10 protein-coding genes are annotated in these 13,800 nt (G+C 41.6%); 7 read left to right on the forward strand and 3 right to left on the reverse strand.

The features are described from left to right. The first annotated feature begins 396 nt into the window (after window positions 1–396). Complete coding sequence (locus AC5FX4_RS10185) at window positions 397–3,984, forward strand: ATP-binding protein (protein ID WP_493606295.1); 3,588 nt, start codon at window positions 397–399, stop codon at window positions 3,982–3,984. Here the strand turns inward: AC5FX4_RS10185 and AC5FX4_RS10190 are convergent. After that, complete coding sequence (locus AC5FX4_RS10190) at window positions 3,968–5,044, reverse strand: DUF3083 family protein (protein WP_493606296.1); 1,077 nt, start codon at window positions 5,042–5,044, stop codon at window positions 3,968–3,970. The two genes, AC5FX4_RS10185 and AC5FX4_RS10190, sit on opposite strands and share 17 nt — an antisense overlap. A 229-nt stretch (window positions 5,045–5,273) precedes the next feature. On the opposite strand from AC5FX4_RS10190, the gene glnS reads away from it, so the two are divergent. From glnS to AC5FX4_RS10215, 5 genes are all read left to right on the forward strand, one after another. Beyond that, window positions 5,274–6,938: a glutamine--tRNA ligase gene (gene glnS, locus AC5FX4_RS10195; RefSeq protein ID WP_493606297.1), complete on the forward strand. Its 1,665-nt coding sequence runs from the start codon at window positions 5,274–5,276 to the stop codon at window positions 6,936–6,938. Window positions 6,939–6,993: 55 nt separating this feature from the next. Further along, a complete protein-coding gene (locus AC5FX4_RS10200; protein ID WP_493606298.1) occupies window positions 6,994–8,838 on the forward strand; it encodes a serine/threonine protein kinase in 1,845 nt (614 codons plus the stop codon). Window positions 8,839–8,945: 107 nt separating this feature from the next. After that, the gene (locus tag AC5FX4_RS10205; RefSeq protein ID WP_493606299.1) at window positions 8,946–9,254 is read left to right on the forward strand and encodes a hypothetical protein; all 309 of its coding nucleotides are present in this window, start codon (window positions 8,946–8,948) and stop codon (window positions 9,252–9,254) included. Further along, window positions 9,244–9,486: a DUF2164 domain-containing protein gene (locus AC5FX4_RS10210; protein WP_493606300.1), complete on the forward strand. Its 243-nt coding sequence runs from the start codon at window positions 9,244–9,246 to the stop codon at window positions 9,484–9,486. The genes AC5FX4_RS10205 and AC5FX4_RS10210 overlap by 11 nt, the downstream gene beginning before the upstream one ends. Before the next feature lie 24 nt (window positions 9,487–9,510). Further along, a complete protein-coding gene (locus AC5FX4_RS10215) occupies window positions 9,511–10,059 on the forward strand; it encodes a hypothetical protein (protein ID WP_493606301.1) in 549 nt (182 codons plus the stop codon). Window positions 10,060–10,098: 39 nt separating this feature from the next. On the opposite strand, the gene AC5FX4_RS10220 is transcribed toward AC5FX4_RS10215, so the two are convergent. Both AC5FX4_RS10220 and AC5FX4_RS10225 read right to left on the reverse strand, forming a co-directional pair. Further along, on the reverse strand, window positions 10,099–10,545 hold the full coding sequence (locus AC5FX4_RS10220) for a DUF3010 family protein (RefSeq protein ID WP_493606302.1): 447 nt from the start codon (window positions 10,543–10,545) through the stop codon (window positions 10,099–10,101). A 63-nt stretch (window positions 10,546–10,608) separates the two neighbouring features. Next, window positions 10,609–11,613: an endonuclease/exonuclease/phosphatase family protein gene (locus AC5FX4_RS10225; protein WP_493606303.1), complete on the reverse strand. Its 1,005-nt coding sequence runs from the start codon at window positions 11,611–11,613 to the stop codon at window positions 10,609–10,611. 255 nt (window positions 11,614–11,868) lie between these two features. Between AC5FX4_RS10225 and thrS the strand changes: the two genes are divergently transcribed. Then, on the forward strand, window positions 11,869–13,779 hold the full coding sequence (gene thrS / locus AC5FX4_RS10230) for a threonine--tRNA ligase (protein WP_493606304.1): 1,911 nt from the start codon (window positions 11,869–11,871) through the stop codon (window positions 13,777–13,779). Window positions 13,780–13,800 lie beyond the last annotated feature (21 nt).

Genomic DNA, 13,800 nt, shown 5'->3' on the forward strand with positions numbered 1-13,800 from the left:
TTAGGGCGTGTTGAACTTTGCTGTGTGTTTTTGCAGCAGTCATTCGGGTATTTTGGCAAGGCAGAGCCTGCGCCGCATAGTATTCTATGTAAGTGAGGCGATAACGTAGAAAAAATGACCGAATGACGCTGCCCAAAGGGTTCAACCAAAGGCTTCCACTACGGCGTCATGCGCTACTCACATAGATCACTATGTGTCATAGCGCATTTCTGGTAATGAAAGCCTTTGATTTGAACAAAAATCATACCTCAAAATTCAACACGCCCTAGTCTTTGCTATATTTTAGTTAAATTCATTTTGACTCGGCGCCCTATGCAGCAAAAATGGCTCGTATGCTTAAGTTTCATATTTAATTTCGCTTATGCAGTTCCACAGTTTACTGACACTGCGCAAATAATGCGTCACTACGATTACAGCAATGGATTGAGTCAAGTTACGGTTACAGCATTAGCGCAAGATCAATATGGCTATATATGGGTTGGCACTCAAGCGGGTCTTAATCGGTTTGATGGTCATGAATTTAAGCAGTTTGTTCCCAAACAGCAGGATGATCAAAGTCTTGCTGGTGGCTTTGTCACCGATCTCTGCATTAGCGCCGACAAGGTGTGGATAGGTACGCGTACCGGGTTGAGCGTGTACCATAGTACTAAGGGCTTCTTTACTTCTTTTTTGTCTGATCAACATGATGCAATTGTCTCAGACCGCGTCATTTCCTTGGATTGCAATGGATCAAATGTCGTCGTGTCACAAGAAGACGGTAATGTGTATCAAATTAACCAATCTACACTACAACCAACTAAAGTCTCCCTTCCTGGTCGATTTATCCGAAATGTTGTTGAACGCAATGATGCTTATTTTTATTTGAGCGATCAAGGGTTGATGAAGTTCATGAAGCAATCAGGTGAAGCGATATTACTGCTTGATGGCGAGTTCGAAAAAATGAGCTTTTCGGTTCAGCGCATTGTTTTGATCAGTAAAGCACAACAGCTTGTTAACTACGATACCTTATATGAACGGGTATTGTGGTCTAGAAGTTTTAACAACGACATTAACGTAACCCTGCATAATGTTGTTGTGAACGGCAACGAGGTGCTAGTGACGAGTAGTAATGGCTTATATTTGCTCGACAGGCAAGGGCAACTCATTAACCATTGGTACAAACGTGCACATCAGTCTAGTGGATTGCTGGACAACAATGTCATCACTGTAATGCGAGATTTAAATCAGGACCTTTGGCTTGGGACTGAAACACGCGGCTTACACTTCTTTAGTCAGTTGAGCGAATCATTTGGTCATGTCAGTCAATTTAACTATCCCGAGTCACCATTGCAGAGTACCGATATTAGAAGCTTTGCGATTGATAAAGAGGATCGCCTCTGGTTTGGCACATCAAGCGGCTTGTTTGTGTTTGATGGAACGGGATTTAGTGAAGCCAAAGTGCTGTATGCTCAACTTGATGTATTGGATAACAGTTTTGTGACCAAAGTCGCCTTCATTGATGGCGTTATGTGGGTTACCACTCGGGGTAACGGGGCGCTCAGGTTCGAAATGCAAACTGGGCGGTTAGAACATCTTAAGCCTGATTTTGGTAATGGACCAGAGCTGACATTCAACAGCCTCATAAAGTTTGAAGGAGAGGTTTTAATTAGTTCACGCACCACAGGTATTTTAAAGTATGTGGCGGATAAAAATAACTTGCAGCCTTATTTTCACCCTTCAATTCGCGCGCCTAGCCATGTTTCATCAATGAAAAATATTGATGGCCAATTGTGGTTTGGTTCTATTGGTAACGGGTTATTTAAGTATGCTAAAGGAGAGCTGAGAAATCTGACGACACAAGATGGCTTGGTGTCTGATCTCGTGTTTATGATTGAGAGAGACCAATATGGCAAAGTTTGGATTGCAAGTGAACTCGGGCTTTCGATTGTGACTGAAGAGTTTAACGTTGCTAACGTGCTAACCAAGGAACATGGTTTGGCAAACACGGCGATTTGGGCACTTGTTTATGATGGTTCTGAACATATCTGGGCGGGAACTAGTGGTGGATTGAGTCAAATTCATACGACGAGTATGTCCATTCATAACTTTTCACCGATTGATGGCGTTCAGGATAACGAGTTCAACTACAACGCGGCTTGGCTAGCACCAGATGGTAGAGTGTTCATTGGCGGTGCTAAAGGATTTAATCAATTCTATCCACAAAAAGTGATTATAGATAAGAGCGAACGGGCGTTGCTGATAAGCCATATTGAGCTGTTAGGAAAGCTATTGGTCCCAAAAGAAGACGGTTTGCTGAGCACATCTCCTGAACTTGCAACCAGTCTTAATCTAGCTCACGATCAAAATATTGTTTCATTGCAATACTCTAGTTTGGATTACGGTTCTGAACAGCAACAGTTTTTTTATCGCGTTTTAGGTCTGAGTGACAAATGGTTAAAGCTTGCTTCAGGGGTTAGGCAGGTTAATTTATTACGGTTGGAGCCTGGAGAATACGTTGTCGAAGCTTATACCGTAAATCGTTTTAACATAGCTTCGCCAGTACACCGCTTTGCTTTAAATATTGGTGCGCCATGGTGGTGGAATGTGTATTCCAAAACAGTCTACGCGTTATTTATATTACTGGCATTGTTTTTAGTTACCCGAGCGCGGCAAAAGCGCTATGAACAAGTGCTTGTTGCGAACAAAAAAATGCATGACTTGCAGCAGCGTTTGGAGTTATCTCTTTGGGCAAGCGGCGACGAACTTTGGGATTGGCATATCACCAGTAGTACTATTTATAGGCACAGTGTTTCACCACGAGTCGATTATGGCGTGACTCAAGAACGTATGACTTTAGAAGACATCGGTGAATTTGTGCATCCAGAAGATGGTGGCCGACTTAGAAATAAAGTGAAGGCCTGCATAAGCGGTGAAGCCCAAAGTTATGAAATTCCCATCAGAGTAAAGGATTTAAACGGAAACTGGGTTTGGGTGCTTGATAGGGGAAAGGTTGTTAAACGGGATAAACAAGGTCAAGCGGTTCGCATAGCTGGCGCTTTGAAGGACATTGAAGAGCTTAAAGAGCATGAAAATGCCCTGCAGGCACTGAATGAGCAACTTGAGATAAAAGTTGCGATGCGTACGGATGAAATATACAAGAAAAATCAAAAGCTTGAACAGGCCATGTTGGAGCTAAAACATACGCAGGATGAATTAATTGAAAGCGAAAAAATGGCGTCATTAGGGGGATTAGTGGCTGGCGTGGCGCATGAAATCAACACGCCGCTGGGTGTTGCATTGACGGCCTTGACCTACAACGAAGAAAGTATGCAAAAAGTAGCGAAAAAGCTACAGAATAAAACTCTCAGTCAAAAAGATTTGAGTAAAGCCATTGAAGATCAAACACAGGGTTACCAACTTATTTTTAGAAACTTAGATAGGGCACAAGACCTGATCGGTAACTTTAAGCAGGTTGCAGTAGACCAATCCAGTGAAATTTGTCGAACCATCAATCTAAAAACCTACATCAAAGATGTTTTGATTTCGTTGGAACCCTTGATCAAAGGCAAAAATATTGAAATCAAGGTGCATGGAGAAGCAGATATTGAGTTGTACACATATGCTGGGGCGATTTATCAAATTATGACAAATTTGCTTAATAATTCGGTGATCCATGGCTTTGAGAATAAAAGTAAAGGATGTGTCGACGTAGAATTATCCGCCGACGATAAAGAATGGCTGATCACATATCGTGATGACGGCGTTGGTATGAGCAAAGAAATGTTGAAGACGGTGTTTGACCCTTTTGTGACGACCAAGAGAAGTCAAGGAGGTTGTGGATTAGGTATGCATATTGTTTATAACCTTGTCACGCAATTGCTAAAAGGGGAGATCCGTTGTGCATCCGAACAAGGTAAAGGTATTGAGGTCAAATTAAAGGTGCCAGTCATGCAAGCTGAAAGCTCAGATGATGGCACCAAACAGTCAGTTAATACTGATAGCTAATATGTTGGAAGAAACGCACATTAACATCTTGCTTAGTTGGATTGACATTTAATTCGTTAGTAAATGCACGGATCATTGCTTCAACGTTATTCATAAAACGTCCATAGCCCATATCTTTCTTATCTGAGTTATGAGCAACAAGCACAAAGTTCATGGTATCCACTAGTCTGTTAGCGTCCCATGTTGAGTGGAACTGCGTTTCTTGATTATCAGTGTCAAAGCTCAATTTACAGAGCTCTTCGTTGCCACTGCTTTTATCTATTTGACTGTTACGTATTAACGGTAAACGATCATCCGCTAAAAAGGCACTGAGTTGTAGTTGCTTATCAGCACAACTTGACAGAAATAAGTCTTCAATATTTTTATAAAAAGCACTGTAATCATCGTGGTTGTTGATCAGATGTTGATACTCAGTTTTTAACGCACGGGTAATAGGTAAGCTGAAGGTTGCATACGTCATTTCCGAGTGTTTATCAGGCAAGTTGCAATTTCTTGCTTGGTATCGTGGATATAGGCTACGTAATTTATAGCCGTAGCTCTCCTTACTGCCTTTTGCCTTAGCAAAAATATCGTAGGTTAAATGTTGGTGGTCGCGTACACGTAGCGTGTTTTCAGCAATTGGTTTAACTACATCGACTAATGCATCTAAAGTGAGTTTGACTTTATTGTGGAAGCTTGCTGCATTGGCTCGAATGTCGTCGCCTGTCGCTAAAAAGAGTAGGGTAATTTTTCTAGCTTTTACACCCTCTTCCCAATAAGACTTATGCGCTTCATGATATTTAGGATTGTAGAAAAACAACATTTGCTTTTGCGTTTGTAAGCAGTATGATTCTTCGTGATAGCGAACGACGGGTAATTTATCGTTGGCAATGAAATGCACGTTGTGTAATTCGTACTCATCACATAAAGCGAAAAGTTGACGAGCTAAACGCTCATAGCAGCTTTGTAGGTCATCAAAGCAGTTGTAAAATTCGTCCGTAGGTTTGAATTCAGCCAGAATATACTGGTTGTTCCGCGCTTTTGACGGGATGTACACGCGATTTAAATTCATTGAAGCCATTTGTGTTGTCCTTGAGTTACTTCACTTTATGCGCGCACTATAATGCAATTTTATGACTTTTTTATTGCGATAGAACAAAAAATGTCATGAAATTTTAAAATCTTGTTAAGTCGTTAACTAAATCAGGTAATTATTCTTATCTTCAATAAAGGATTTGCTGTAAGTTCGCGATTGTTTTTGTAATAATGCCGAAGTTATTCAGTGCAAAATTTCAGAGGAATGCATACCCATGGCGGAAACAGAGAATCGCCCAACAAACTTTATAAGAAATATCATTGATGCAGATTTGGCGAGCGGTAAGCACCAACAAACTCATACGCGTTTCCCGCCTGAGCCAAATGGCTTTTTGCACATTGGTCACGCCAAATCAATTTGCTTAAACTTTGGCATAGCACAAGATTACAAAGGCTTGTGTAATCTTCGTTTTGATGACACGAACCCAGAAAAAGAAGACATCAATTACGTAAAGTCGATTCAAGAAGATGTGTCTTGGTTAGGCTTTAAGTGGGACGGTGATATTTGTTATTCATCAAACTACTTTGACAAACTTCACGATTACGCGGTTGAGCTGATCGAAAAAGGTCTAGCGTATGTGTGTTTCTTATCGCCGGATCAAGCGCGCGAATATCGTGGTACGTTAACCGAGCCTGGTAAGAATAGCCCGTATCGTGACACACCGGTTGAAGAAAACTTAGCGTTATTTGCAAAAATGCGTAACGGTGAATTCAAAGAAGGTGAATGTGTATTGCGCGCCAAAATTGATATGGCCAGCTCATTCATGGTTTTACGCGATCCTATTATTTATCGTATTCGCTTTGCGCACCATCACCAAACAGGTGATAAGTGGTGCATTTATCCAATGTACGACTTTACACACTGTATTTCGGACGCGTTAGAAGGGATCACACATTCACTTTGTACGCTTGAGTTCCAAGATAACCGTCGTTTGTACGATTGGGTACTTGATAATATTAGCATCGAGTGTCATCCACAACAGATTGAATTCTCGCGTTTAAATTTAGAATACACAGTCATGTCAAAGCGCAAGCTTAATGACTTAGTGGTAAACGGCCATGTTGAAGGCTGGGATGACCCACGTATGCCAACTATTGCCGGTTTACGTCGTCGCGGTTATACCCCAGCATCTATACGTGAATTTTGTAAGCGCATCGGTATCACTAAGCAAGACAACATGGTTGAAATGGGCATGTTAGAAGCGTGTATTCGTGATGATTTAAATGAGAGTGCACCGCGAGCGATGGCAGTACTTGACCCATTAAAAGTTGTTATTGAAAACTTTGATGAAGGTAAAGTAGAGCAGTTAGTTGCGCCAAATCATCCAACGGATGAGTCAATGGGTACGCGCGAATTGCCATTTACCAAAGAGTTATACATTGAACGTGAAGACTTCCGCGTTGAAGCGAACAAGAAATTTAAACGTTTAGTGTTGGGTAAAGAAGTTCGTTTACGTAATGCTTATGTGATTAAAGCTGAGCGTTTCGATGAAGATGCAGATGGCAACATCACAACAATTTACTGTACGTATGACGAAGAAACGCTGGGTAAAAATCCAAGCGATGGCCGTAAGGTAAAAGGGGTTATTCACTGGGTGAGTGCAACACACTGCGTTGAAGCGCAGGTTCGCCAGTACGATCGTTTGTTCAACGTGCCAAACCCAGCGGCTGCGGAAGACTTTACGCAAACGCTAAACCCAGATTCATTGGAGATCATAGCGTCGGCTAAGTTAGAACCGTCTCTAGCTAATGCGCAAGCTGAGCAAGGCTTCCAATTTGAGCGCATGGGTTATTATAGTCGCGATAATAAGTCAGCGGAATTGGTATTCAACCAAACCGTTGGTTTGCGTGACTCTTGGGCAAAAATTGAAAATGCCTAACTAAACCCTCTAAAAAAGGCCGAGCTTCTCGGCCTTTTGTCTGTGTGAAGGTATCATGAAACTCCCTGCTGCAAATAAGCAAAGCGCCAAAGCAATTCATAACTTCTATATCAATGAACAGCAGTCAATTTATTTGCTGTCACATCATGATGCGAAAAAGCATCGTCAGTGGCTCAATATTTGTAAAAAACAGCTGTCGATGCTCGGATATAAAGAGGTCGAGATCATTGGTTCAGGCGCATTTGGTTTTGTTTTTGCTGGGGTGAGCCCCGACGGACAACAGTGGGTGTTTAAGTTTTCTCGTATTACCTTGGCGCAAGCGGTAAGAGACAGGCTTGAAGACGAGGCTTATATGCTTTCGCAAATTCATAATCCAATGGTGCCAAAATTCTTTGCTTTTGAGCGTGTTAAAAAGCAGGGGATTTTAATGATGGAACGTGCGCTTGGAGAGGATTTAGAGAAAATTTCTCTCAAGCGAGGGCGTTTTCATCCCGATGAGCTGGTGGAGCTCGCACTGAAGTTAAGAAATGTGTTACGAGATCTGCGTTCTCATCGCAATGGCATGTCGCCACAACCTATTGTGCACGGCGATATAAAGCCCTCAAATATAGTCTGGGATGAAGAAACTAAAAGTTTTTCTCTGGTTGACTGGGGCAGCTCTGTATACGCGCAAATTGATGAACATGGTGAACCTGTTGCCAGCAATATCATGGATTTAATGTCATCGGATGTATCAAGCACCAATGCCAGAATGGGCGATGTGTATTTCATTGGTGATGAGCAAATGTCAGGGGCTCAGTCATCTCCGCGATTTGATGAGCAAGGTGTTGCATCAACTATCTACGCGTTAGCAAGTGCCCAATCTTGTCGTTTTGGTGCACAAGTGATACCGGCTAATAGCCTTGGCTTACCAAAAGAATTTGCTGCTGTGATTGATGCTATGTTGAGTAAGGACAAGCATGTAAGAGATCAGGCGGGTGATTATTTTATGCGTAATATGCCAAAAATTGCGCGAGCATATTTGCCGCGTTTGCCGCGCACAGAGCACAAAGCGAATATTCCGTTTTGGGTGAATAACACACCAGAACAACCTGATACTGTAGTGTACACCTCGCGTAAAGAGTTTTTACGTAGAGCCGACCATAATCAGCAGCTTGTGGATGTGAATGACGCACAGCTCGATAGATACTACAAAGAGTTTTTATTTGATACGGGCGACACGGAAAAGGCGTTTTTAGCGTCGATAAGCCGTTTGGCAAAATACCCGGTGGTCGGAGGTTTGAGCTTTCACTGGAAACAAGATTCACTGTATATCGAGTCGAGTTTGATATTACACGATCGCGCGTTGCAAAATGCGTTAACAGATGCTATCAATGCGACTGTAATGTTGGCGCAGGGCATTACACAAAAAGGCTTGTTCAAATGCTGTCTGTTCGATGCGAGACAAACCATCCAGCTTGAGCGAGATGAAACTGGTGCATTTATTTTTGATAAGGTGCCGGAATTAAATTATTCGGTCGTTGATGTATCAAGTAATGAGTTAACGCGTCCTCATAGTTATTTTGAAGATGGTAAAGATCCCGACGAACAACTGCAGTTACCTAAAAGCATTATTAAGTGTGTGTTTGAATTGAACCAGATACACCATACAGGTTGTATTATCTTTGAATCGCTAGCAAACCGTATGAAAATACACCATTACTACCGATTGTTGGATGCTAGCAAAGAAGCACAGTTTAAGGATTTATTGGATAGGATCATGCAGTACGCTATGAGCATTGAAGATGTTGGTGTCGCCGGGTTTATGAAGCTACCTTACAAAAATACACGGGAATTTGACCTGTGCGCGCAGCAAGGCGAGCACTACTTTCCAAAAAATCCAAAAGCGCTTGAGCTGTAAAGAATAAAAAAGCGCTGATAAATCTGAATGAAAAAAATCACATTGAAATAGCCAGTTGCTTGTTTCACATTAGCAACAGCACAACAAGTTATAAGCAAGGTTACTTTATGGATAAACAACAAAGACAGGACATTTTGAAACTCAGTTGGAGTATTCACGATGACGTTGAACAAGCCGTGTTAAAGCATCCAGCATCACAAAATGATGAATCATGGCCTGAAAAACAACGACTATTGCTTGCGGATATGGCGTTGCATCTATTGCAAACAGCTCTGAAACCAGGCGAGCTACAAAAAGACAAATTGACTAATAACCTGAACGCCATTTTGACCCTGAGTGACGATTTTATCGAGCACGTTGACCTCAAAGAGGTATCAAACCGACTGTATCAATTAGAAACTGAACATGAGCAATAAAATTTCATTATCTAAGCTGCAATATGACTTACTTGTAGAACAAACACAGGCATATTGTGATAAGCATCATGATCTAAAACTGGAACAATTTGACGCTGCATTTATGGTCGACTTTTTCATCGAGCAGGTAGGCAAGCAAGTCTATAATCAAGCACTGGAAGACGCGAAAGCACATCTAACACAACATGTTGATGCACTTTGCGACAGGTTATACGAGCTAGAAAAATACTAATTAACTCACAGGATAGAACTGCATATGGATATGCCAAAGTCACTACATGAAGTACTTGGTGAGCAGCAAACAAAGTCGGGATTGCTGGCAATTGCCCTGTTTACAATAGCCACAACCACGTTGGTTTTATTTTTACTTATTCACCAATCGGATATGCAAAAGCTGCCTTGGTGGCAGGTAATGCTCGGTGTTTTATTGGTTATTGATATTATTGCAGGATGTGCCGCCAATTTTACCCGTGGTACAAATGACTATTACGCCAATCGAAATACATCCCGTTGGGTGTTTATTGCTATTCATGTTCATATACTTGTCGTCGCTTTGGCTCTCGAACAACCATTTGTAGAAAGTGCTTATGTTTGGGCATACACCATTTTGTGCGCCATATTGCTTAATTGTTTATTTAACATGCGTTTGCAAAAGGTGATGGCAATGACCGTGGTTTTGATTGGCTTAGTTAGCATTGCTGCATTGCAGTTGACTCTTTGGTTTCAAATAATCGCAAGCTTGTTTTTAGTCAAGGTATGCTACGCATTTGCTGTTGATCACTACCGAGAAAAGCAGGGGGCATAAAAAATCCGACTTAGCGCCGGATTTTCTAGTGAATAATGATTATTCGTCAGGTCGATAGGTTTTTTTCATGATGTATACGTAGGCATTCACAAACGCATTCTCTTGATATTTTTTTAAGCCGGTATCTTCAAAATCAATTGGCAGAGGGTTGCGTTTTAACTGCTCTTTTACTTCTGTACTCGATAGTAAGCGAACATCTAAGCCTTCAATTAACTGAATAGCAGCTTCCATCTTAAAGCCCGTAGCACTACCAGCAAATTTGCCTTTGGGTGCGCGTTGACGGATAGCAACAGAGTCGATTTGGTAGTCGGTCATTAATTTTGCGAAATCAAACTGAAATTTACGCATTTCTTCGGTATCTTGGCCAACATTGCCAAGCGTGAAACGAGTTTGACGTACGTCTCTGATATCAAAAACGTCATCTTGTTTGGTAAGCAAACATAGCAATACTTCGCTACCTGTGATCTCAACACCACATGTTCTCATTAGTTGTTTCCAATTTATTGTGTTATCGGCGAATTATAGCAATCTCACACTCAAAGCAAAAGCTTACACCATGACTTCAATCGCAATTGCGCTGTGATCTGAGTAGCGAATATCCTCTTCATCTCTTTGCGGGTCTAAATGCGCATCAAAATTACGGTAAATAACGGATTGGATTCGCGTATCCTTTATATTTGGATTGAACTGTTCAGAGGCGAGTATGTAATCAAGCACATTACCAGTACCTTGGTAGTAATGTGTTGGTGGTTTGTGCTCGAAGCTATGTGCGTTATCGGCAAAGTTAAAGCTGTCAAATAACCCAACATTTTCAAACGAAGATTGGACGTTTACTTGAGCTGGAAATGCTTTGGTCATAAACGAGAGCGCTGGGCTATATATGTTATCGTTAAAGTCACCCATGACCAGCGTCGCACAGTTTTGCTCTCTTTGTGTTTTCAACGCATCATAATAAATTATCGAAGCCTCTAACGAGCGCGATATTTGTGACTGCATTGTCCCTACCGTTTGTTGTAACATGGATAAAAGCGGATCGTCTTGCGCTTGTTCAGCAAACATGTGGGCCATTGAAAGGACCCTTTGAGATTTCAAATGCACTGCATAACAGGTAATACCACCAATACCCTCTAATTCAACGTGGCACTTTACGGGGGTTCTATTAAATCGAAAATTGTGCTGATTGTTCAAATATTCAAGTAGTTCAGGGCAGGGAACCAAAGCGGATACTTGTTTAAAGGGAACTTTTGATGCGATAGCGACGACCGGGTTAAACAGCACATTGGGATAAATAGCGTCTACCTGCGGTGTGTCAACCGTTGCAAAATATTCCAACCCTAAGTTTTTACACAATATTTTTAGCTCATCAATGCTGAACACTTCTTGAAACGCAATCAAAGTGGGGTCCATATGTTCAATTAACCCGGTGATGAATTGAGTTTTAGACTGCCATTGTGACTCACTATAATGTTCTTGAGGTTGGTAAAAGGAAAACGGAGGTGCAACGAAGTTAAGTAAATTTAAAGAAGCAAAGCAGTAACGAGTCTGTTCAGTCATGTTTTAACCTTATGTAATGCGCTAAGGTGTACAAATTTAATAATTTATGTATCAATTTTAGTCTTTCCCTTGAATTTCGTCACGTGCACAGTCAAAATACCGTTCGGTTTGGAAGTCCCCAAGCACACGGTACGCTAAATCGCTGCCGGCGCCAATGCTTATTCGTAAAAGCGTTGTTGGGCATTCATTTTTATATTAATTAATTTAACTACATGTGATGCGTCGTAGGTGTCACCACTGTAAATAGGATTTATCATGCCAATTATTACGCTTCCTGACGGTAGTCAGCGTGCCTTTGAAAACCCAGTTTCAACTTTACAAGTCGCTCAAGATATCGGCCCTGGTCTTGCAAAAGCAACCATCGCTGGCCGTGTAAATGGTGTACGTGTTGATGCGTGTGACATCATCACAGAAGATGCAAATTTAGAAATCATCACGGCAAAAGACGAAGATGGTTTAGAAATCATTCGTCACTCTTGTGCTCACTTAATCGGTCATGCAATTAAGCAGTTATTTCCAGACGTTAAAATGGCGATCGGTCCTACGATCGATAACGGCTTTTATTATGACGTTGATTTAGACCACTCTTTAACACAAGAAGACTTAGATGCCATTGAAAAGCGCATGCTAGATCTTGCAAAAACAAATTACGACGTTGTTAAGAAAACCGTTTCTTGGCAAGAAGCACGTGATGCGTTTGAAGCGCGTGGTGAAACTTACAAAATTGAGATCCTAGACGAAAATATCGCTAAAGATGATAAGCCAGGCCTTTATCATCACGAAGAATACATCGATATGTGTCGTGGTCCTCACGTACCGAACATGAAGTTCTGTCAGCATTTCAAAATCATGAAAGTTGCTGGTGCGTACTGGCGTGGTAACTCTGAAAACAAAATGTTGCAGCGTATCTACGGTACAGCTTGGGCAGACAAGAAGCAGCTTAAAGCGTACTTAAAGCGACTTGAAGAAGCTGAGAAGCGTGATCACCGTAAAATTGGTAAAGCACTCGATCTTTGGCACTGGCAAGAAGAAGCGCCGGGCATGGTATTTTGGCACAACGATGGTTGGAGCATTTACCGTGAACTAGAAGATTTCGTACGTGAAAAACTGCGTGAATACAACTATGAAGAAGTGAAAGGTCCTATGATGATGGACCGTGCACTTTGGGAAAAATCAGGTCACTGGGATAAATACGCTGACGCGATGTTCACAACAGAGTCTGAAAAACGCGAGTATGCAATCAAGCCAATGAACTGTCCGGGTCACGTGCAGATCTTTAACCAAGGTTTAAAGTCTTACCGTGATTTACCGCTGCGTATGGCAGAGTTTGGTTGTTGTCACCGTAACGAACCTTCAGGTGCTTTACACGGCTTGATGCGTGTACGTGGCTTTACGCAAGACGATGCCCACGTGTTCTGTACAGAAGAGCAGATCATGGATGAGGTATCATCTTGTATCAAAATGGTATACGACACCTACGAAACGTTTGGCTTTGAGAAGATTGTTGTAAAACTATCGACTCGTCCAGAAAAGCGTATCGGTGAAGATGAAATGTGGGATAAAGCAGAAGCGGCGTTGGCCGAAGCGCTTACCGCCAATGGTATTGAGTTTGAATATCTACCGGGTGAAGGTGCGTTCTATGGTCCTAAAATCGAATTTACTTTATACGATTGCTTAGAACGTGCGTGGCAATGTGGTACAGTGCAGTTAGACTTTGCACTACCGGGTCGTTTAGGTGCAACTTATGTTGCCGAAAATAACGAACGTAAAACACCGGTGATGATCCACCGCGCTATTTTAGGTTCAATCGAACGTTTTATTGGTATTTTAACTGAAGAATATGCGGGTCTTTTCCCAACTTGGTTAGCACCAAAGCAAGTGGTGATCATGAATATCACCGACAAACAAGCTGATTACGTGCATGAAATTGTGCAAAAGTTAAATAAACTTGGAATTAGAGCTTGTGCTGACTTGAGAAATGAGAAGATTGGCTTTAAAATTCGGGAGCATACTTTAAAACGTATACCTTACTTACTTGTTGTTGGTGATAAAGAAGTCGAACAACAAGAAGTAGCAGTGAGAACACGCAAAGGTGAAGACCTCGGCAAATTCTCAGTCGAAGATTTTATCGCCAAAATCAGCGAAGAAATTAAAACTCGACAATAATATAATTTGCGTGTGGCATAA

Source organism: Pseudoalteromonas sp. ATL1 (assembly GCF_058933015.1).

What these genes read in the sequence shown, in the direction of transcription:
- thrS (WP_493606304.1), top strand. Translation starts at nt 11,869, where the DNA reads ATGCCAATTATTACGCTTCCTGACGGTAGTCAGCGTGCCTTTGAAAAC.
- AC5FX4_RS10225 (WP_493606303.1), bottom strand. Translation starts at nt 11,613, where the DNA reads ATGACTGAACAGACTCGTTACTGCTTTGCTTCTTTAAATTTACTTAAC.
- AC5FX4_RS10205 (WP_493606299.1), top strand. Translation starts at nt 8,946, where the DNA reads ATGGATAAACAACAAAGACAGGACATTTTGAAACTCAGTTGGAGTATT.
- glnS (WP_493606297.1), top strand. Translation starts at nt 5,274, where the DNA reads ATGGCGGAAACAGAGAATCGCCCAACAAACTTTATAAGAAATATCATT.
- AC5FX4_RS10190 (WP_493606296.1), bottom strand. Translation starts at nt 5,044, where the DNA reads ATGGCTTCAATGAATTTAAATCGCGTGTACATCCCGTCAAAAGCGCGG.
- AC5FX4_RS10215 (WP_493606301.1), top strand. Translation starts at nt 9,511, where the DNA reads ATGGATATGCCAAAGTCACTACATGAAGTACTTGGTGAGCAGCAAACA.
- AC5FX4_RS10185 (WP_493606295.1), top strand. Translation starts at nt 397, where the DNA reads ATGCGTCACTACGATTACAGCAATGGATTGAGTCAAGTTACGGTTACA.
- AC5FX4_RS10210 (WP_493606300.1), top strand. Translation starts at nt 9,244, where the DNA reads ATGAGCAATAAAATTTCATTATCTAAGCTGCAATATGACTTACTTGTA.
- AC5FX4_RS10220 (WP_493606302.1), bottom strand. Translation starts at nt 10,545, where the DNA reads ATGAGAACATGTGGTGTTGAGATCACAGGTAGCGAAGTATTGCTATGT.
- AC5FX4_RS10200 (WP_493606298.1), top strand. Translation starts at nt 6,994, where the DNA reads ATGAAACTCCCTGCTGCAAATAAGCAAAGCGCCAAAGCAATTCATAAC.